Annotated in this window: 11 protein-coding genes; 7 read left to right on the top strand and 4 right to left on the bottom strand. The window is 64.9% G+C overall.

Annotated elements, in window-relative coordinates; all coding sequences use genetic code 11:
- Window positions 1-9 precede the first annotated feature (9 nt).
- On the bottom strand, window positions 10-366 hold the full coding sequence (locus AC1Q7F_RS18995) for a helix-turn-helix domain-containing protein (RefSeq protein ID WP_492509710.1): 357 nt from the start codon (window positions 364-366) through the stop codon (window positions 10-12).
- Between the two features lie 346 nt (window positions 367-712).
- On the opposite strand from AC1Q7F_RS18995, the gene AC1Q7F_RS18990 reads away from it, so the two are divergent.
- Window positions 713-2008, top strand: coding sequence for a hypothetical protein (locus AC1Q7F_RS18990; RefSeq protein ID WP_492509708.1), 1296 nt, complete (start codon window positions 713-715; stop codon window positions 2006-2008).
- A gap of 312 nt (window positions 2009-2320) precedes the next feature.
- On the opposite strand, the gene AC1Q7F_RS18985 is transcribed toward AC1Q7F_RS18990, so the two are convergent.
- From AC1Q7F_RS18985 to AC1Q7F_RS18975, 3 genes are all read right to left on the bottom strand, one after another.
- The gene (locus AC1Q7F_RS18985; RefSeq protein ID WP_492509706.1) at window positions 2321-3571 is read right to left on the bottom strand and encodes an MFS transporter; all 1251 of its coding nucleotides are present in this window, start codon (window positions 3569-3571) and stop codon (window positions 2321-2323) included.
- A gap of 331 nt (window positions 3572-3902) precedes the next feature.
- Window positions 3903-5879 carry a glycoside hydrolase family 97 protein gene (locus AC1Q7F_RS18980; protein WP_492509704.1) on the bottom strand — a complete coding sequence of 659 codons (1977 nt, stop codon included), beginning with the start codon at window positions 5877-5879 and terminating at the stop codon, window positions 3903-3905.
- A 176-nt stretch (window positions 5880-6055) separates the two neighbouring features.
- Window positions 6056-7666 carry an alpha-L-fucosidase gene (locus AC1Q7F_RS18975; RefSeq protein WP_492509702.1) on the bottom strand — a complete coding sequence of 537 codons (1611 nt, stop codon included), beginning with the start codon at window positions 7664-7666 and terminating at the stop codon, window positions 6056-6058.
- 225 nt (window positions 7667-7891) lie between these two features.
- On the opposite strand from AC1Q7F_RS18975, the gene AC1Q7F_RS18970 reads away from it, so the two are divergent.
- From AC1Q7F_RS18970 to AC1Q7F_RS18945, 6 genes are all read left to right on the top strand, one after another.
- Window positions 7892-10447: a glycoside hydrolase family 3 protein gene (locus tag AC1Q7F_RS18970; protein WP_492509700.1), complete on the top strand. Its 2556-nt coding sequence runs from the start codon at window positions 7892-7894 to the stop codon at window positions 10445-10447.
- Window positions 10448-10491: 44 nt separating this feature from the next.
- Window positions 10492-13473, top strand: a complete 2982-nt coding sequence (locus AC1Q7F_RS18965; RefSeq protein ID WP_492509698.1) for a TonB-dependent receptor — start codon at window positions 10492-10494, stop codon at window positions 13471-13473.
- Window positions 13474-13620: 147 nt separating this feature from the next.
- Complete coding sequence (locus AC1Q7F_RS18960; protein ID WP_492509696.1) at window positions 13621-15135, top strand: tryptophan halogenase family protein; 1515 nt, start codon at window positions 13621-13623, stop codon at window positions 15133-15135.
- Window positions 15136-15169: 34 nt separating this feature from the next.
- On the top strand, window positions 15170-16798 hold the full coding sequence (locus AC1Q7F_RS18955; protein ID WP_492509694.1) for a DUF5597 domain-containing protein: 1629 nt from the start codon (window positions 15170-15172) through the stop codon (window positions 16796-16798).
- A gap of 97 nt (window positions 16799-16895) precedes the next feature.
- Window positions 16896-19796, top strand: coding sequence for a glycoside hydrolase family 31 protein (locus AC1Q7F_RS18950; protein ID WP_492509692.1), 2901 nt, complete (start codon window positions 16896-16898; stop codon window positions 19794-19796).
- 182 nt (window positions 19797-19978) lie between these two features.
- Window positions 19979-20692 (top strand): GDSL-type esterase/lipase family protein, encoded by a 714-nt coding sequence (locus AC1Q7F_RS18945; RefSeq protein ID WP_492509690.1) that lies wholly within the window; start codon window positions 19979-19981, stop codon window positions 20690-20692.
- Window positions 20693-20769 lie beyond the last annotated feature (77 nt).

Raw genomic sequence — 20769 nt, 5'->3', positions numbered from 1 at the left:
CTGCGATTATCAGATCACGCGGAATTTGGGCGCCGCCCGCTCTTCCCCGCCATCGGGGGACGCGCTGCCGGCATCGCCAAACAGGATGGAATGGGTAATGGGATCGTAGAACTGCATCAAGGTCCGGACGAACTCCGCAGGCTGCATCTGCAGCGCGGCTGCCCAGGCCAAATAGCTGTCCGGCGGGATGCGACCGCGCCCCGCCTCGATCATCGAGACCATCGTGTAATATTCAAGGCCCACGGATTCCGCCAGCGCACGCTGGGTCAATCCGACCTCGGTACGGCGGTTCTTCAGCCAAGCACCCGCCTGCCGGCGCAGCTCCTTGACCTCTTCCCCGCCACCATGTTGAGGATGTGAGTACATCCGTCACCCCATAAACTCTGTCTGTCCCGAACATAAGCGACTTTATAACAGATTACCACTTTTCTCTCGTACAGGTCCGGGCAGGGCGCTCCTCACAGGGCCGCATACAAGCAAATGCTGGGAAATAGGCTTATTTAGGGCGAAAGCGGTAGGCGCAAACGGCTAGGCCGGGGAATGGGAATGCCGAATCCGGTGCGACTCCGGGGGCGTCCATCTCGCCGGCTGTGACCTTCGGTGCAGCCGAGTTGCCAGGGTTTCAGCCTCGTCAAGATGGGTGGATGCGAAAAGAAGACTTCCCGTCCCCGTCCCGCTTCTCTAACGTCGCATCCAGATTCAGGGGCCGGCCGTGAGCATGATCGACGCCTTCTACGACGCGCTGTTCGCGCTGAACCTCGTCTATAATTTCGCGCTGGAACCGCTGTTCCTGCTGTTCTTCGCGCGCTTGCTGGGCATCGCGTATCTGAACCCCTATTCCATCACGGTGTTCGCGCTGCTGCCGGTGCGGCTGCTGTGGCTGCTGGCCGGGCCGTCGGTGCATTTCACCGACGGGGTGTTCGACCAGACCTATCAGTACCTGATCCTGCTGGAGAATCTGCATTTCACCCTGCGCACCGGCGTGGCGGGGCTGCTGATCTTCTATCTGTCGCGTGACGATGTGGCGGGGCGCTTCATCGACCGGTTCCATTTCCAGCCGATGTCGGCGCAGCGGCTGCGCCTATGCGCGCTGATTTTCTTCGGCGTGTTCCTGCTGTCCTTCGTGATCACGGCCAGCTGGAGCTTCGGTCTGCTGAACTGGCTGATGAGCCCGCGCACCGGCTATCAACTGCACCGGGCGGGGGCGGGGCCGTTCTATGCGATGGCGGTCTCGATGATCGCCGTGTCCTATATCCTGGCCATGCTGGCGGCCAGCAGCCAGCGGCGGATCATCGCCACCTGGCTGGTCTATCTGCCGTTTGTGTTCCTGCTGGGGTCGAAGGGCTATCTGGTGGTCTATACGGTCACGGCCTTCGCCTTCATGTTGATCTATGGGTTCAAGATCCGCGTCTCCACCGTCGCGGCGGTGGGGCTGGTGATGTCGGCCGCGGTGCTGTTGAATTTCGGGTCGGCCGACCTCGTCGATATCTTCCTCTATTTCGATTATTACTCCAACAGCGCCTATTTCGTGCGGGCCTATCAGAACGGGCTGACCGACCTGTTCTATGGCGAGATTTCATCGACGGAGATCATCGGGGTGGTACCGCGCGCGCTGTGGCCCGGTAAGCCCTTCGTCTATGGCGCCACGCTGCTGAACGAGATGTTCTATCCCGGCATGGCGGAGGCGGGCCATACCCCGGCCTTCGGCGGGCCCATCCTGGCCTATGCCGATTTCGGGGTGCCGGGGGTGGTGCTGCATGGCCTGACCGACTGGTCCTATCTGGGGGCGGTGCTGATGGCCTTCATGCTGCTGACCCGGCTGCGCGACCGCGGGCCGCAATTCGTGCGCACCCACCATTTCTATATCTTCCTGACCATGATGATGCTGGCGCCGGGTTACCTGAACTTCTTCCAGTTCCCGCTTAATCTCGGCGTGATGGGCTTCGTGGCCGCCACCATCATGGCGTTCAACCTGTTTCCACGCACAAGGTTCATCCGTTTCGCGTGAAACCAGTTGCGGGCTGGCCGATCTGGGTGCATCTTTTCCCCTCAGCCAAAAAAAAGCCGGCTGCTTGTAGCAGCCGGCCTAGAGATGAAGGGAGCCTCATAAGGAGGTAAAGTCCCTGACCGTTGCCCTTATGCAACGGTCAAGTCACTTTCTTATAGCCCAAACCTACGGGCTTTGAAAAGTGAAAAATGTGTCCGAAAGGCTACACCCCTCGAAAATTCACAAATCGGCCCTTGCGGTGGGCGCGCAGGTGGGGTGCGTGCGGGGCGTGGGGCCAATGTGATAGGGTGGGTCGCGGCAAGGCGCGGCGCGCTATGCCGGCGGTGCACCGGGGAACCGGTCCACCTTGCGCAGGGCCGGGAACAGGGCGCACCACAGGGCGACGATGACCAGGGTGCCGACGCCGCCGACCACGACGGCGGTGCTGGCCCCCCACCAGGCGGCGGTGACGCCGGATTCGAACTCGCCCAGCTGGTTGGAGGCGCCGATGAACAGGCTGCTGACGGCGCTGACGCGGCCGCGCATGTCGTCGGGCGTTTCCAGCTGCACCAGCGACTGGCGGATGAACACCGACACCATGTCCACCGCCCCCATCACCACCAGTGCGACGCCGGCGATCAGGGCGGAACTGGTCAGGCCGAAAATGATGGTGCCCACACCAAAGGCGGCCACGCAGAGGAACAGCACATGCCCGATGCGCCGCCGCACCGGCCATAGCGCCAGGGCCAGGCCGGTGACCAGCGCCCCCACCGACGGCGCGGCACGCAGCAGGCCGGCCATCATCGGGCCGGCATCGAACTGGTCCTTGGCCAGCACGGGCAGCAGGGCGGTGGCCCCGCCCAGCAGCACGGCGAACAGGTCCAGCGAAATGGCGCCCAGCACGATGGGCTTGCCCCAGATGAAGCGGAAGCCGGCGAACAGGGTTTCCAGGCTGATCTGCTTGGCGGCCGCCGGCTGGACGCGCGGAGGCAGGCGGATGAAGCGGACCAGGATGAAGGCGATGACGAAGAACAGGGCACAGACGGCGAAGATCCAGTGCCCGAGCAGGCCATAGCCCACCCCGCCCAGCGCCGGCCCCACGATGGAAGCGGCCTGCCAGGCCGAGGAATTCAGCGCCACGGCGCGGGGGAACAGGGAAGGTGGCACCAGGTTGGGCACCAGGGATGAGGCCGCCGGCATCTCGAACGCCCGCGCCGTGCCCAGGATGGTGACGGCCAGGAAGGCCGGCCACAAGGCCTTGGTATTGTCGTCCCACAGCGCGATCCACAGGACCAGCATGGCGATAATTTCCAGCCCCTGGCAGAAATTGATCACGCGGCGCCGGTCGAACCGGTCGGCGACGTGACCGGTCACCAATACAAGCAGGATCGAGGGCAGGAATTCCGCCAGCCCGATGAAGCCCAGGGCCATGGCGCTGCCCGACACGTCATAGACGCGCCAGCCGGTGGCCACGATCTGCATCTGCAAGGCCAGGATCGCGAAGATGCGGGCGAACCAGTAGAGCCGATAGGGGACATAGGCGAAGGGGCTGGTCGGCTGATCGACCGGGGGGACTGCGGACATGGGACCGGGGCAGGTGACGGACGATGGCGCGAACTATGCGCGGGTGATGGTAAACCGTTAAGGGCGGTTCCTGCAGGGCTGGGCTGTGGTGGGTGGAGGGAGAAGCGCTGCCCACCGCTGTAGGGCGTCTGGGGGTATGGAGGAAATTCGGGCCCGTTCCTTTATCGCCTTCCCGGCGAAGGCCGGGACCCAGGGGCCAAGCGCCCGACCTCTCGGTGGCTTTGATCAACGCCGCCTGACGGTTTGATCCTGTGGCCCCTGGGTCCCGGCCTTCGCCGGGAAGGCGATATAAGGCGGATAATGTGGTGACCCTTCTTAACTTGGTGGAGACTTACTTCCCCGGCCGCAGCACGACGACCGCCCCGCCGGAACCCGCCAGCGACAGGGACAGGCTGTCCGCCGCCGTCAATGCCTTGTTGCTGCGGGCCAGGTCGGCGGGGCCGGGACCGTCGGCCAGGATTTCCACCTTGAAGCGGCCCGGGCCCAGGAAGGAGAGGGCCAAGTCCACCCGGCGGGCCTGTTCGTTGGTGAGCGCGCCCAGGTACCAGACATCGCCTTTGCGGCGGGCCAAGGCGATATGGTCGCCGACTTCGCCTGCCACGAACCGCACCTCGTCCCAGGTTGTGGGCACGGCGCGGATGAAATCCAGGCCATCCTGGCCTGCATAGGCGTCGGGGCTGTCGGAGACGCAGGCAAACGGGCTGTCATAGACGACATAGAGCGCCAGACCATGGGCGCGGGTGGTCTGGACGAGGGGCAGTGTGAAACGGTGCTGGAAGGTGCCAGGGGCGGCGTGGCGGAAGCCACCGGGCGTGTAATCCATGGGGCCCAGCAGCAGGCGGGTATAGGCCAGCATGACATTGTGGCCGGCGGTGATGCGGGTGGACCATTTGTTATATTCAGCGCCCAGCACCCCTTCCTGCGTCAGATAGTTGGGATAGGTGCGGATCAGGCCGGTGGGATGGTAGGCGCCGTGCAGATTGACCAGCAGCCGGTTCTTGGCCGCCACGCCCAGCACGCGGTGGTAGAATTCCACCATCTTCTGGTCGTCGCGGTCCATGAAATCGACCTTGATACCCTTGATCCCCAGGCGGGCGTAATGGGCCAGCACCGCCTCCAGCCTGGGTTCCAGCACCTGCCAGTGCATCCACAGCCACAGGCCGATACCCTTCTTGCGCCCATAATCGATCATGGCGGGCAGGTCCAGGCCCGGCGTGACCTGCATCAGGTCGGCACCGGGTTTCACGCTGCCCTCCCCGCCGGAATTCAGGTACCAGCCATCATCGATCAGCATGTAATCCAGGCCGAGATTGGCGGCCTGGTCGATGAAGGCGGTGACGGTGGCGTCGTTGGCCTGCACCGCATTCTGGGCATCGGGCGCGCGCCAGCCGTTCCACCAGTCCCAGGCGGCCTTGCCGGGCTTCACCCAACCGGCATCGAAGGCGGGATCGGGGTTCAGCGCGGTGATCAGGGTGGATTCGTTCAATGCACCTGGATGGCGGGCCAGCAGGATGACGCGCCAGGGGGTAAGGGCGCCGTCGGCGGGCAGGGGCCGGCGCACGGCCAGCCCCGGATGATCGGGATGGGGCGACAGCACGCTTTCCACCCCCAGCCCGCCATCGCCGGGCCGGGTCAGGTAGAGGCCGGCATAATCACGCAGGTCCGCTTCCGCGATGGCGAAGGCCGGGCCGCCTTGGGCGGTCTGGCAGACCAAGGGCACGTCATAGAGATGGGTGGGGCGGATGCGGCTGGCGGGGACGGGGTCGAATTCGCCTTCATGCGCGGTCTTGAAATGGCCCAGGTTCAGGCCCCAGCAGGAAAAATCGCCGGCAAAGCTGAAGCGGGTGCGTTCCTGGCGCAGCGCCAGTTCGGTCAGGCCCGGCTGGGAAGGCAGGCGATAGCGCAGGGCCACGCCATCATCATAGGCACGGATGATCACGTCCAGCCGGCGGCCGGGGCCGGTCTGCTCCGTCAGGTTCAAGGTGATTTCATTGTACCGGTCGCGGGCGGTGGCGACCTTGCCGGCGGTCAGGCGGTAGGTACTGTCGTTCGCGCGGGTAACGGTGCCGGTGATCGCCATGCCGCCGACCAGCGGCTTGCGCTCACCCTCCAGGTCCAGGCCCAGGATGGAGGGGCTGAGGATGGGGGTGCCGGCATAGGTGACGGCATAGGTCAGCCGGGCGGCCGCGTCCTGATCCAGGCGGATGGTGACCTTGCCGTCGGGGGAGGCGAGGTCGATGGGGGCGGCCGCGGCCGGAAGGGCGAGCGCCAGGAGGAGGGCGAGGGCGGGGAGGTGGCGGGCGGGCATGGGTTCCTCCGGGGGATATGGGGAGCGTGATTCTTTCGCCTCCCCGGCGAAGGCCGGGGCCCAGGGTCAGAGGCCCGACCTTTCAGCCGCGTTGATCGACGCGGTGGAGAGGTATTCCTTGTGGCCCCTGGGCCCCGGCCTTCGCCGGGGAGGCGAGAAAAAACTATCTGTCGGCGCTACACCAACCCCCGCCCCCTCAACCGTACCGCCAGCATCGGGGTGGTGTTGGGTTGGTCCGGGAGGGTGATTTCCAGGCCGGTATCGGTCTGGCGCAGGGGCAGGGGTGTGCCGTCGCGGCCCAGCAGGTCGGCGCGATCCACGGCGGCGCCGGCCAGGCTGGTGATCCGCAGCTTGCCGTCGGCGGGCCATGCCATGGCCAGGGCGTAGAGGTTTCCGCCCTTGGTGGTGAAGCGCAGATCGGCCGACGTGAAGGGGGCCTGTTTGGCCTCGTCCTTGGCGATGGTGGTGGGGCCCTCGCCATAGCGGCGCCAGGGCCTTGTGGCGAAAATCGCCTCCCCGTTGGTGGCGGTCCAGGCGGCCAGACCGTCCAGGAAGCGGCTTTCCAGCGCGTCCAGGCTGCCGTCACCGCGCAGGGGAATGGAGAGCAGCAGGTTGCCATTCTTCGACACGATGTCGGACAGGCTCTGCACCACCTGGGTCACGGATTTATAGCCGCCGCGTTCATACAGCGCGCGGTCGTAGTGCCACTGGCCGATGCAGGTGCAGGTCTGCCAGGGATCGGGGCGGATGGCATCGACGAAGCTGCGTTCGTGATCCTCCACGATGGCCCGGCGCTGGCGATCCTCCCCCAGGCGCTTGCCATTGACCACGGCTTCCAGCCTGCCGCCATGCCATTGGCGCGACAGGTTGTAATAGCGGGCGGTGACGTCCAGCCCGACCTGGCCGAAGGGCAGGCCGTAATTGTCGAAATAGACCAGGTCGGGCCGGTATTTCTCGATTGCGTCCAATGCCCGCAGATACCAGGAGCGCACGAAAGCGGGATTGCCGGGCGGCGGGGTTTCCAGCCATTGGCCGGTATGGACGTCGTGCCAGTCATCCATGGCCTTGGGGGAGGTGATGCCGTCGGGCGGTACCTGCATGGGGCCGCCATAGAGATCCTGCGGGTCCAGCCCGTCCCACCAGGTGCCCTTGCCATCGGCCCGGGTCAGGCGATGGGCGTCATAGCGGATGCCGGCCCTGGTCCCCTGCGGATCATAGCCATAGGCGGTCTGGAACCAGTGCCAGGCATGGGCGCCGTGGTTGGAGATGCCGAAGCGCAGGCCCGCTTCGCGTGCCAGTTTCGCCCAGGTGCCGACAATGTCGCGCTTCGGGCCGACGCGGGTGGAATTCCAGCCATGATAGCGGCTGTCGAAACAGTCGAAATTGTCATGATGCTGGGCCATGGCTACGACATAGCGGGCACCGGCCTTCTGGTACCGGACTATCAGGTCGCGCGGGTCCCATCTCTGCGCCTTCCATCGCCCGATGATCTCCATGAAGCCCGTATCGGCCGGGTGTCCATAGGTTTTCAGGTGATGGTCGTACATGCGGTGGCCCTGCATATACATGAAGCGGCCATACCAATCCCCGGCTTCGGGCACGCATTGCGGCCCCCAATGCGCCCACAGACCCAGCTTGGCATCGCGGAACCAGTCGGGTGTGCGATAGCCGGCGGCCAGACTGTCCCAATGGGGCTGGAACGGTGCAGGCCCATTGGCCAAGGCGGGCAGGGACGTCAGGCCAGCCGCCGGCACCGCCCCCAGAATTTGGCGTCTTGTGATCTGCACCCTGTCGCTTCCCCACCGTTTTTCTTGATTCTGCGCCTGTCGACGCATTCGGACATATTGATAGGATAAATCATTTATACACCCTTGCGCGCCCTTCCTGATAGCGCTATCATCGAATTAATAAAATAAACATCCTAATTCAAGACGGGTGTTGTAGCGGGGGAAATCAGGCGGGGAAGGCGGCAATTGATAAGGCCGCGCCGACGCCTGCTGGGAAGGCGTCCAATGAAGCTTCGCACCATCCTTGTGGCCGGCATCGCCGGCGGCTTGGCGGCAAACATGGTTGTTGCCACCGGTATCATTGCGTCCTTGGTTCCGCCGGGTTCCGACGGCAAGGCCGGCATCGCCGATCCAGCCCGCTGGCCTTTGGTCAAGGCGCCCAAACTGGGCGACGCGGCGACCGAGGCAAAGATCAGCACCATGCTGGCGCGGATGAGTGTTGCGGAGAAGGTGGGCCAGATGATCCAGGCCGACCTGCCCTCGATCACGCCCGCCGACCTGCGCACCTATCCGCTGGGTTCCGTCCTGGCGGGTGGGGACAGCGCGCCGTTCAATGCGCCCGACCGGGCGGGGATTGGCGCCTGGGTGGAAACCGCGCGGGCCTTGCGCGCCGTGGCGCTGGAACAAAGGCCGGGGCATGAGCCCATCCCTCTGATCTTTGGCATCGATGCCGTGCATGGGAACAGCAATGTCGTGGGTGCCACGCTGTTTCCCCACAATATCGGTCTGGGTGCGGCCAACGATCCGGACCTGATCCGCCGCATCGGCGCGGCCACGGCGATGGAGACGGTGGCGGCCGGCATCGACTGGGCTTTTGCCCCCACCCTGGCCGTGCCGCGCGACCCACGCTGGGGCCGGACCTATGAAGGCTATTCCGAAAATCCGGACCTCGTGCGCCGCTATGCCGGCGCCATGGTCGAGGGGCTGCAGGGTGCTTTTTCCCAGGCGGGTGATGACAGCGCTGTCCAGCAAGGCCGGGTGGCGGCATCGGCCAAGCATTTCCTGGGCGATGGTGCCACGACGGGCGGCATCGACCAGGGCGATGCGGCGGTCAGCGAGGATGAGCTGATCCGCGTGCATGCGGCCGGCTATCCGCCGGCCATCGAGGCCGGGGCGATGACGGTGATGGTCAGCTTCTCCTCCTGGCAGGGGGTGAAGATGCATGGCAATGGCACGCTGCTGCAAGGCGTGCTGAAGGATCGCTGGGGTTTCGACGGGTTCGTGGTCAGCGACTGGAACGGCCATGGGCAGGTGCCGGGCTGCAAGGATGATGATTGCCCGGCATCGGTGCTGGCCGGCATCGACATGCTGATGGCGCCGTACGATTGGAAGAAGCTGTTCAAGAATATGGTGGCGCAGGTCGGGGACGGGACCATCCCCATGGCCCGTCTGGACGATGCGGTGCGCCGCATCCTGCGCGTGAAGTTCTGCCTGGGCCTGTTCGAGGCGGGGCGGCCGATGGAGGGCAGGGGCGACCTGCTGGGCCATGCCGAACACCGGGCCCTGGCGCGCGAGGCGGCGGCGAAGTCGCTGGTGCTTTTGAAGAACCAGGGCAAGGTCCTGCCGCTGAAGGGCGGGGCGCGGGTGCTGGTGGCCGGTAGCGGGGCCGATGATATTGGCCGGCAATCGGGCGGCTGGTCGCTGTCCTGGCAGGGCACCGGCAACCGCAACAGCGACTTTCCCAATGCGCAGTCGATCTATGCCGGGCTGCAACAGGCGCTGGCGGCCCAGGGCGGGCAGGCCATCCTGTCGGTGGATGGCAATGCCCGCGACAAGGTGGACGTGGCCGTCGTCGTGTTCGGGGAGGCCCCCTATGCCGAGGGGCAGGGCGACATCCCCACCCTTGAATATCAGCCGGGCGACAAGGCGGATCTGGCCCTTCTGAAGCGTCTGAAGGCACGCGGCATTCCGGTCGTGTCGGTGTTCCTGTCGGGCCGGCCGCTCTGGGTCAATCCGGAGATCAACGCGTCCGATGCCTTCGTCGCCGCCTGGCTGCCGGGCAGTGAGGGCGGGGCGGTGGCCGATGTGCTGATCGGGGACAGGGACGGCAAGCCGCGCCGGGATTTCCAGGGGCGCCTGTCCTTCGCCTGGCCCGACAGCGCCGCCCATGGCGCGGCACCCTTGTTCAGGCTGGGCTATGGCCTTGATTATGCGGGGCTGGCGCCTGCCGTGACAGCGCTGTCCAGCCCCTTATCCGAACAGTCGGGCGTGTCACCGGCGGCGGCCAACACCGACACCTATTTCGTGCGCGGCCGCACGCCGGCCCCTTGGCGGTTCAGCCTGCGCCAGGGCGCGACCCTGGTGCCCGTCGGCAATGATGGCAGTACGGTCACGGTGGGCGAGGCGCTGTCGGTGCGGGCGATCGATGCCGGCGGGCTGCAGGGCGCCGGCCGGGCGCTGGTCTGGACCGGCAAGGGCGATGCCGGCCTGACGGTCACCGGCGGCCCGGTGCTGGATCTGGCGCGCCTGTCGCTGGGCAATGCCCTGCTGCTGGACTACCGCGTCGACCAAGTGCCGCAAGGTGTCGTGCGGGTCGGGGTCGGCGCCGGGGGCGAACTGGACCTGACGCCCGTTCTGGCCGCATCGGCCGTGGGGCAGTGGCGGTCGGTGAAGATCCGGCTGTCCTGCTTCAAACAGGCCGGGGCCGATCTGGCCCGGACGCAAACACCCTTCACCCTGGCCACGGGCGCGCCCGCCGGCCTGTCGCTGGCGACGGTCAGGATCGTGTCGGACGTTTCCGACGCGATCTGTCCCGCCGCCATTCCAAACGCCGCCCGATAGGGCGGTTCAACCACAGCAAGAATAGCCAAAATGGGGGGAACGAGATGAGTGGATGCAAGGTGTGCCGTAAGGGGCTGGGCCGGGGCGGCATTTCGCTGCTGGCGCTGACAGCGCTGTTTCCGGGCCATGCACTGGCTCAGACGGCCGGCGAGGGCCAGCTGGAAGAGATCATCGTCACCGGCATCCGCGCACAGGTGCAGTCGGCCCAGGCCATCAAGCAGAATGCCGAACAGCTGGTGGACAGTGTGACCGCCGTCGATATCGGCGCCCTGCCCGACCGCAGCGTGACGGAAGTGCTGCAGCGCATCCCTGGCATCACCATCGGCCGCACGGCCAATGGCCGCGACGCCGACCGCCTGTCGATCGAAGGCAGCGGCGTGCAGGTCCGTGGCCTGTCGCTGGTGCGCGGTGAATTCAACGGCCGTGACAGTTTCGGCGCCAATAATGGCCGCGCCCTGGGGTTTGAGGATGTGCCGCCGGAACTGATGGCCGGCGTCGATGTCTATAAGAACCCCTCGGCCGACCTGATCGAGGGCGGCCTGGGTGGCGTGGTCAATCTGCGCACCCGCACGCCGTTTGATGCCAAGGGGCGGATCATCGCCGGGTCGGTCGATTATTCCTATACGGACCTGCGCAAGAAGGGCAAACCGTCGGGCTCCGTGCTCTATTCCGACCGGTGGGAGAGCAACAAGCTGGGCCAGTTCGGCGTGCTGGTCGATCTGGCCTATTCGGAACTGGCCACGCGGGCCGACACCTTCTCCGTCAACGCCTATCGCGAGCGTGTGGGGGCGGCCGCCACCGACACGAACAAGCCCGGCAATTACATCGCCGGGGTGGCGCCGGGCAAGACGGTCTATGTGCCCGATGGCTGGGGCTATCGCACCCTGGATTTCGAGCGTGAGCGGTTCGGTATCGCCGGCGTGGTGCAGTGGAGCCCCGATGCCCGCTGGGACATCACGGCCCAGTTCCTGCGCTCCGCCGCCGAGCAGGCGGCACTGGAGCATGTGGTGGGCCTGAATACCGGGTCCAGCAATGGTCCCGCCGCCGGCACCAATTTCGAATATGACAGCCGGGGCTATTTCATCAAGGGCACCATCGCCAATGCCGCCGACGGCACCGGCACGACCCAGGATATCGACCTGCTGGACGCCCGCTGGAACCGCCGCTATTCCACCACGGAGGATGCGTCGCTGCGGGTGAAGTTCAATCCCAACGATGCCTTGAGCCTGAGCGGCGATGTGCAATATGTGAAGTCGAAGACCAAGTCGATCGACTTCACCATCTTCAACCAGATGCCGGGCGGGATGGCGGTTCCGGCCTCCACCTTGGATTTGACGGGCGGGCTGCCCAAGGTGACGCTGTCGATCACCGACGCCTATCGCAACAACCCGGCCAATTATTTCTACAGTGCCGCGATGGACAACCATCAGCGCAACCAGGCCGACCAGTGGGCGGAACGGTTCGATGCCGAATATACGTTCGACGATGACTGGCTGGCCTCGGCCCGGTTCGGCGTGCGCCATAACAAGCGCGAGGCGGTGACCCGTGACAGCAACTATAACTGGGGCTGGATCAGCCAGAGCTGGACGGGGGCCGGCCTGGCCACGCTGGACCAGGCGGGATCCAAGGTGCCCTACCGTTCCTATGGTGACGATGATTTCATGCGCGGCGCCATCGACCTGCCCGGCAATTTCCTGGTGCCGGACGGGCGGCTGGCCAAGAATTATGTCGAGGGTGCCAATGCCGTGCGCTCCATCCAGAAGGAACCCGAATGGGCGACCGGCTGGCGTCCGTTCAATGGTGATTACGAGGCGCAGACCGGTGGGGGTGGCGGCGTGAACCGCCAGCAGGAGGAAACCTGGGCTGCCTATGGTCTGATCCGCTTCGCCAATCAGATGAAGCTGTTCGGTGAGGACAAGGATGTCGATGGCAATATCGGCCTGCGTTACGTCCATACCGAAACGACGGGCCAGGGTTTCTCCGTGGTCCAGCCCGCCACGGGCATCAATATCAATCCCAACAGTGCGCTGGCCGATGATCTTCGCTTCCTGAACGGTGCGCGGTCACCCATTGAGGGGGGGCGGAGCTATGATTACTTCCTGCCCAGCCTGAATGTGCGGGTGAAGCTGACCGATGAACTGCAATGGCGCTTCGCGGCCGGCAGTTCCATCGTCCGTCCCGACCTGCAGCAGCTGCAGGCCACGGCCAACATTTCCGCCGATGGCGGCCATCTGGTCGGGAATACCTGCCAAAGCGGGGCCGGCCCCGGCAACGTCACCGACTGCGTCTATCAGTTCAAGGGCAGTGCCGGTAATCCGGACCTGAAGCCCCTGCGCTCCAACCAGTTCGACACCTCGCTGGAATGGTATTTCGCCCCGACCGGCAGCCTGACGGGCGTGGTGTTCTACAAGGACATCTATGATTTCATCACCAACACGCTGCAGACGGTGAAATTCACCAACAATGGCGTGACCCGCGATGTCTTCGCCACCCGGCCCTATAATGCCGGCAAGGGCAGCATCAAGGGCTTCGAACTGGCCTATTCGCAGTTCTATGATTTCCTGCCCGACCCGTTCAGCGGGCTGGGTCTGCAGGCCAATGTCACGCATATCGAATCCAAGGGCACGCGCAACGCCGCCGTCAACCCGTTCGATGCCAACCAGCAGGCCAATGTCCAGGGGTCGACCAACCTGCCGTTGGAGGGCATGTCGAAATGGTCCTACAATATCCAGGGCCTGTATGAGAAGGGACCCATCTCGCTGCGTCTGGCCTGGAACTGGCGTCAGCGTTACCTGCTGACCACCACGGCCGCCAATATCAACATCCCGGCCTGGGCGGATGATTACGGGCAGCTGGACGCGTCCGCCTTCTTCACCATCAACGACCATATCAAGGCCGGTATCGAAGCGGCCAACCTGTCCAATTCCCGCACCAAGGTGCTGGTCGGGTTCCCGGGCAAGCTGACCATGCACAATTGGGTGGATGCCGACCGGCGCTTCACCTTCGTGGTCCGCGCCAATTATTGATCTCAACGGTCCCCACGCCCCTCCCAGGGCTGGACACTTCCGGACCGGTGGCAACACCGGTCCGGGCTTCTTTTTCTTCTGGCCAAAGATTGTGTTACCGTTACCGCAGACGCCGCAAAGGCGCAGATGGTATGGGGAGGAGGGATGATGCAGAAAAAGCCCCTGGACATCACCATCGTCGGCGGCGGCACCGCCGGATGGATGACGGCCGCCCTTCTGGCCAAGGCGACAAAGGGTCGTCTGGGCCGCATCACCCTGATTGAATCCGCCGAGATCGGCACCGTGGGCGTGGGTGAGGCCACCATCCCGCCCATCCAGTTCTTCAACCAGCTGCTGGGCATTGATGAGCGTGACTTCGTGGCACGCACCCAGGCCAGTTTCAAGCTGGGGATCGAATTCCGCAACTGGACCCGGACCGGGCACAGCTATATCCACCCGTTCGGCAGCTATGGCGCCAATATCGATGCCGTGTCCTTCCACCATTACTGGCTGCGCGCCCGCGCCCTGGGAGACAGAACCGATGTCGGCGATTACTGCCCCGCCATCGTGGCGGCCCAACAGGGGCGGTTCGCGCCGGAAATTCCCCAGGGGCCGGCGGGGGCGCCGCTTCTCTCCTACGCCTATCATTTCGATGCCGCCCTCTACGCCGCCTATCTGCGCGATTTCGCCACCCAGTTGGGTGTGACGCGGATCGAGGGCCGGATCACCGGCATCCGCCAGCGGGCGGAAGATGGCTATATCACCAATCTCGACCTGGCCGATGGCGGCAGCGTCGGGGGTGACCTGTTCATCGACTGCTCCGGTTTCCGCTCCCTGCTGCTGGGTCAGACCCTGGGGGTGGGGTTCAGGGATTGGAGCCGTTGGCTGCCCTGCGACCGGGCGCTGGCGATCCCGTGCGAAGGCGGGCGGGAGATCACGCCCTATACCCGCTCCACCGCCCATACCGCCGGCTGGCAATGGCGCATCCCGTTGCAGCACCGCATCGGCAACGGCCATGTCTATTCATCGGCCTTCATGGCGGATGAGGAGGCGGAGGGGTTGCTGCTGGGCCATCTGGATGGCCGCCCCCTGGCCGATGCCCGCCCGTTGCGCTTTACCGCGGGGCGGCGGGACAAGGCCTGGGTGCGCAATGTCCTGGGTATCGGGCTGGCTGGCGGGTTCCTGGAACCCTTGGAAAGCACCTCGATCCATCTGATCCAGACGGCCCTGTTCCGCCTGCTGGCCCTGCTGCCCACCGACATCCGCGATCAGGCGACGCGCGACGAGTTCAACCGGTTGAGCGAGATCGAGTATGAGCAGATCCGCGACTTCCTGATCCTGCATTACAACGCCACGGAACGCGACGACAGCGACTTCTGGAATTATTGCCGGACCATGCCGATCCCCGACAGTCTGCGACACAAGATCGACCTGTTCCGTGCCCGGGGCCGCGTGGCCCGTTTCGACGGGCAATTGTTCGCGGAGGCCAGCTGGCTTGCCGTGTTCCTGGGGCAGGGGGTGGACCCGGTCGGATATGACCCGATGGCCGACATCATGCCGGAAGCGGAATTGCAGCAGCGCCTTTCCCGCCATCGTGACTACGTGCAGCGGGCCGTCGCCACCCTGCCGGCCCACCGCGATTTCATCGACCGTCACTGCAAGGCCCCGGCCACCGCCGCCTGAGCCTTGTCCGCGCCCGACCCCGATTGGAGCCGTGATGCCGTTTCCCCGCTTTTCCCGTCTGCTGGCCGTGGGCCTTCTCTCGCTTTGTGTTGCCACAGGCCCGGCCGTGGCCGCCGATGCCCCGTTGCCGCGCATGGTGACGCAGGATGGGCGTCATGCCCTGCTGGTCGATGGCAAGCCGTTCCTGATCTTAGGTGCCCAGGTCAATAATTCCAGCAATTATCCCGTCGCCTTGCCGCTGGTCTGGCCGGCGGTGGCGGCGGTGGGGGCCAATAGTGTGCAGGTGCCCATCGCCTGGGAACAGATTGAGCCCAAGGAAGGCCAGTTTGATTTCAGCTTTGTCGACCATCTGCTGGAACAGGCCCGCGCCAACAAGGTGCGGCTGATCCCGCTCTGGTTCGCGACCTGGAAGAATAATGGCCCCAACTATGCCCCGTCCTGGGTCAAGCTGAACAATGACCGGTTTCCGCGCGTGGTGGAATCCGGGGGGATTATCCGCAATTCCCTGTCCCCGCATGGCAAGGAAACGCTCGCGGCGGATAAAAAGGCCTTCGTGGCCTTCATGCGCCATCTGAAGAAGGTGGACCCGCAGCGCACTGTGATCATGGTGCAGGTGGAAAACGAGGTCGGCACCTATGGCGCCATCCGTGACCATGGCCGGGATGCAGAGAAACTGTTCCAAGGGCCGGTGCCGGCCGACCTCGTCAAGGCCATGGGCAAGAAGCCGGGCAGTTGGGTCCAGGTGTTCGGCAAGGATGCGGATGAATTCTTCCATGCCTGGCATATCGGCCGCTTCGTGGACGAAGTGGCCGCCGCCGGCCGGCAGGAATACGACCTGCCCCTCTATGTGAACGCCGCGCTGCGCGACCCGTTCAAGGACCAGGACCCCTATACCTATTCCGCCGGCGGGCCGACCTGGAATGTGCTGGACGTGTGGAAGGCGGCCGCCCCGCATATCGATTTTCTGGCGCCCGACATCTACATGGATGGCTATGCGCCTTACACGAAGACGCTGGAACAATATGGCCGCCCCGACAACGCCCTGATGGTGGCGGAGATGGGCAGCAAGGCGGTCTATGCCCGTTATCTGTTTGCGGTGCTGGGCCGGCAGGGGATCGGGTTCAGCCCGTTCGGGCTGGACTATACCGGCTATGCCAACGCGCCCTTGGGGGCGGAAAAGGTGACGCCGGAGACGCTGGCGCCGTTTGCCCTGGCCTATCGCGCCATAGCGCCGGTGGCCGACCTGATCGCCGAACGCAGCCTGAAGGGTAAGGTCTGGGGCGGGGCGGAGCCGGAGGCCGTGCATAGCGAAATCATCGCCCTGGGCGCGGCACCCTGGAAGGTGGAACTGTCCTATGGGCTGGGCCAGTTCGGCATGGACAAGCCGCCCGGTAACCCGGTGCCCAAGGGCGGGGCCGTGGTGATCGAGATGGGTAAGGATGATTACCTGATCACCGGCATGCATGCGCGGGTGGATATCCAGAGCACGCAGCCCGGTCGCGGCCGGATCTTTGACCGGGTGGAGGAGGGGCGGTTCGTCGATGGCGCCTGGGTCGTGGACCGGGTGTGGAACGGCGACCAGACCGATTACGGCCTGAACCTGACCGACCGCGCGCAGCTGCTGCGGGTGCGGCTGGGGACGTATCCGACGAAAGTGGACTGATTTGATGTCCGATCTGTCGTCATCCCGGCTTTCGCCGGGATGACGGGAAATGCAGTTGGGATGATGAGTTTTGGCAGTTTGCGAGGGAGAAAACGACGTGACTTTCCGATCGATGATGCTGGCCCGTGCGGCCTTTCTGCCCCTGCTGCTGCTGGCGGGTTGCGATGGCGGGGCCGTTTCCGGCGGCGACAAAATGGTGCAGGCGGTGCAGCCCGGTGCCGTACAGCAGACCCCGGATGGTCTGGTCGCCACCTTGTCATCGGGACCGGCAAAGAAGCTGCGCCTGCAGGTGATCAATGACCGGACCATCCGCGTCACGGCAGTGCCGACCGACAGCCTGGATATCCCGGCCAGCCTGATCACCGTGGCCGGGCCGGCGAATGGTGGGTTCACCGTGGAGCAGGATGGCAAGGTGGCGCGGGTGAAGACGCCGGAGCTGACCGCAGAGCTGACGCTGGCTACCGGCACCGTAAGTTTCCTGGACAAGGCGGGCAACCCACTGCTGGCCGAGAAGGACCGGGGCACGATTGCGCCCGTGAAGGTTCTGGACCGTGACTATTACACGATCAGCCAGACCTTCAACCCCGGCACGGATGAGGCGTTTTACGGGCTGGGACAGCATCAGAACGGGGTGCTGGACTGGAACGGTGAAGACCTGCGTCTGGCGCAGCATAATATGGACATCGCCGTGCCGTTCGTGGTGTCCAGCCGCAATTACGGCGTGCTGTGGGACAATAACTCCATCACCCGTTTCGGCGTGCCGCATGATTATGCCGACCTGGACGGGTCGTTGAAGCTGTTCGATGTGGAGGGCAAGGAAGGGGCGCTGACCGCCACCTATACCAAGGATGGCGAGGCGAAGCTGGTGCGGCGGGAGGCGAAGATCGACTGGCGCGACCTGGACGATCTGGCCAATTGGCCGGCGGAGGTGGGGGGCACCCGCCGCCCCGACAAGACCCGCGACACGCCGGGCCAGAAGGTGACATGGGAAGGCAAGATCAGCACGGATAAGGCCGGCACCCACAAGTTCCAGCTTTATTCATCGGGCTACGCCACCGTGTTCGTGGATGGCAAGGAGATCATCCATCGCTGGCGCCAGAACTGGAACCCCTGGTTCCACAATTTCGAGGTGGCGCTGGAAGCCGGCAAACAGCATGACATCCGCGTCGAATGGCAGCCCGATGGCGGCTATATCGGCATTTCCCACCAGGACCCGCTGCCGCCGGCCGACCGCCACGCCCTGACCCTGTCGTCGGAAGTGGCCCATGCGCTGGATTATTATGTCATCGCCGGGGACGATATTGACGGGGTCATCGCCGGATACCGGCAGCTGACCGGCAAGTCGGTGCTGCTGCCGCGCTGGGCCTATGGGTTCTGGCAGAGCCGGGAGCGGTACAAGACCCAGGACGAGGTGGTGGACACCGTCAAGGAATACCGCAAGCGCGGCATTCCGCTGGATAATATCGTGCTGGACTGGAATTACTGGCCCGAGGATGCCTGGGGGTCGCACGATTTCGATAAGGCCCGCTTCCCCGATCCGGCCGGCATGGTGGAGCAGGTCCACAAGCTGAATGCCCGCTTCATGATCTCCGTCTGGCCGAAATTCTATCCCAATACAGCGCATTACCAGGAGCTGGACGCCAAGGGCTATATCTATCGCCGCAATGTGGAGAAGGGGGAGCGCGACTGGATCGGCGACGGCTATCTGAACGCCCATTACGATCCCTACAGCCAGGAGGCGCGCGACATCTATTGGCGGCAGATGCGCGACAAGCTGAACGTGCTGAAGGTCGATGCCTGGTGGTTGGACAATACCGAGCCGGATGTCCATTCCAACCTGCCGATCGAGGAGGTGAAGCTGCGCATCGGGCCCACGGCCATGGGGCCGGGGGCGGCGGTGTTCAATTCCTACCCCCTGATGCAGACCAAGGCGGTGTATGAGGGGGAGCGGCGCGATGATGGCGGGCAGCGCAGCTTCATCCTGACCCGCTCAGGTTTCGCCGGGCAGCAGCGCCATGGCATGGCGGTGTGGAGCGGCGACGTGGTGTCGCGCTTCGTCGATCTGGAGCATCAGATCGCGGCGGGCATCAATACCAGCCTGTCGGGCCTGCCCAACTGGACCACCGATATTGGCGGCTTCGCCCTGGAAAAGCGGTTCGAGGCCCAGCCGATGGCGGCGGCCGATCAGGCGGAATGGCGGGAGCTGAACCTGCGCTGGTTCCAGTTCGGGGCGTTCAGCCCGCTGTTCCGCAGCCACGGGCAGTTCCCGCTGCGCGAGATCTGGAATATCGCGCCGGAAGGGTCGGATATCTACAAATCCATGGTCTGGTACACCAAGCTGCGCTACCGGCTGCTGCCCTATATCTACACGCTGGCCGGCGATACCTGGCACAAGGACGGGACGATCATGCGGGCGCTGGCCCAGGATTTCCCCGCCGATGCCAAGGTGAAGGATCTGGGTACGCAATATCTGTTCGGCCCGGCGCTGCTGGTGGCGCCGGTCTATCAACAGGGTGCTGTCAGCCGCACCGTCTATCTGCCGGCCGGGGCGAACTGGGTGGATTTCTATACGGGCGCCAAACTGCCGGGCGGGCAGGAACTGGTGGCCGAGGCGCCGCTGTCGCGGATCCCGCTCTATGTGCGGGAAGGGTCCATCATCCCCACGGGGCCGGAGCTGCAATCCACCGCCGACAGCCAGGACGGATCGCTGCTGCTGACCATCTATGCCGGGGCGGATGGGGCGTTCGACCTGTATGAGGATGAGGGGACGACTTATGGCTATGAGAAAGGCGAGTTCGCCCGCATCCAATTCACCTGGAACCAGGCGACGGGCGAATTGACCATCGGGCAGCGGCAGGGGACATTCCCCGGCATGGTGCCTAAGCGCACCATCCGGGTGCGCTGGATCGACGGGGCGGATGCAAAGGCCGCCGATTTCGGGGTCAAGGGCACGCGCGAGGTGGTCTATGACGGGGGGCAGGTGGTGGTGAAGCGGTGATCCTCACGGCAAATCTTTAGCGCCTCCCCGGCGAAGGCCGGGGCCCAGGGGCCAGATGCCCGACCTTGCCGCAGCGTCATGCGACATTGTGTTGATGGGTGGTGCCTGTGATCCTGGGTCCCGGCCTTCGCCGGGAAGGCGAGAAAAGTTCCACTGCTGACGACTACGACATCGGAGTCCCCATGCACCCCACCCGCCGTCACCTGCTTGTCGCCCTGCCCGCCGCGACGCTTCTGGCTTCCGTGCCGGTCGCGGCGGCGGAGCCGTTCCAGGCGTCGGACTGGATCCGGCGTAGCCGGTATGAGTCGGCCAATGTCACCGACAAGGCGCTGCCGGCCGACCGGCGGCGGGTGGTGTTCATGGGCGACAGCATCACCGAGAACTGGGCGCGCGATGAATATGATGGCGGGTTCTTCCCCGCCAACGGCTTCATCGGGCGCGGCATTTCCGGGCAGACCACTGCGCAGATGCTGCTGCGCTTCACGCCCGACGTGCTGGCGCTGCGGCCCCGCGCCGTCCATATCCTGGCCGGCACCAATGACGTGGCGGAAAATGCCGGCGCCTATGAGGCCAAGCTGACCCAGGACAATCTGGCCGCCATGGCGGCTTTGGCCAATGCTGCGGGGATGAAGGTTTTCATAGGCTCCGTGCCGCCGGCCCGTGATGTCTATTGGCGCCGGTCGGTGGGCGACCCGACGGACCGCATCCTGGCCTTGAATGACTGGATCGCCGGGTTTTGCCGGCGGGAAGGACATGTCTATATCGATTACTGGCCGGTGCTGGCCGATGCCGACAAGGGGCTGAGGGCGGACCTGGGAAAGGATGCGGTGCATCCCAACCGCGACGGCTATCTGGCCATGGGGCCGGTAGCATTGAAGGCGCTGGGCGGGATTTGAGGGGTGGCACCGTCGGTTGTCGGGGTTTGCTGTCGCTCACCCGCGACCTGCGGCAGGTGCACGTTCTGGAACCGAAG

The sequence above is a fragment of the Niveispirillum sp. GW835-FHT14G11 genome (assembly GCF_058793615.1).
This window is presented reverse-complemented; position numbering and strand designations above follow the sequence as displayed.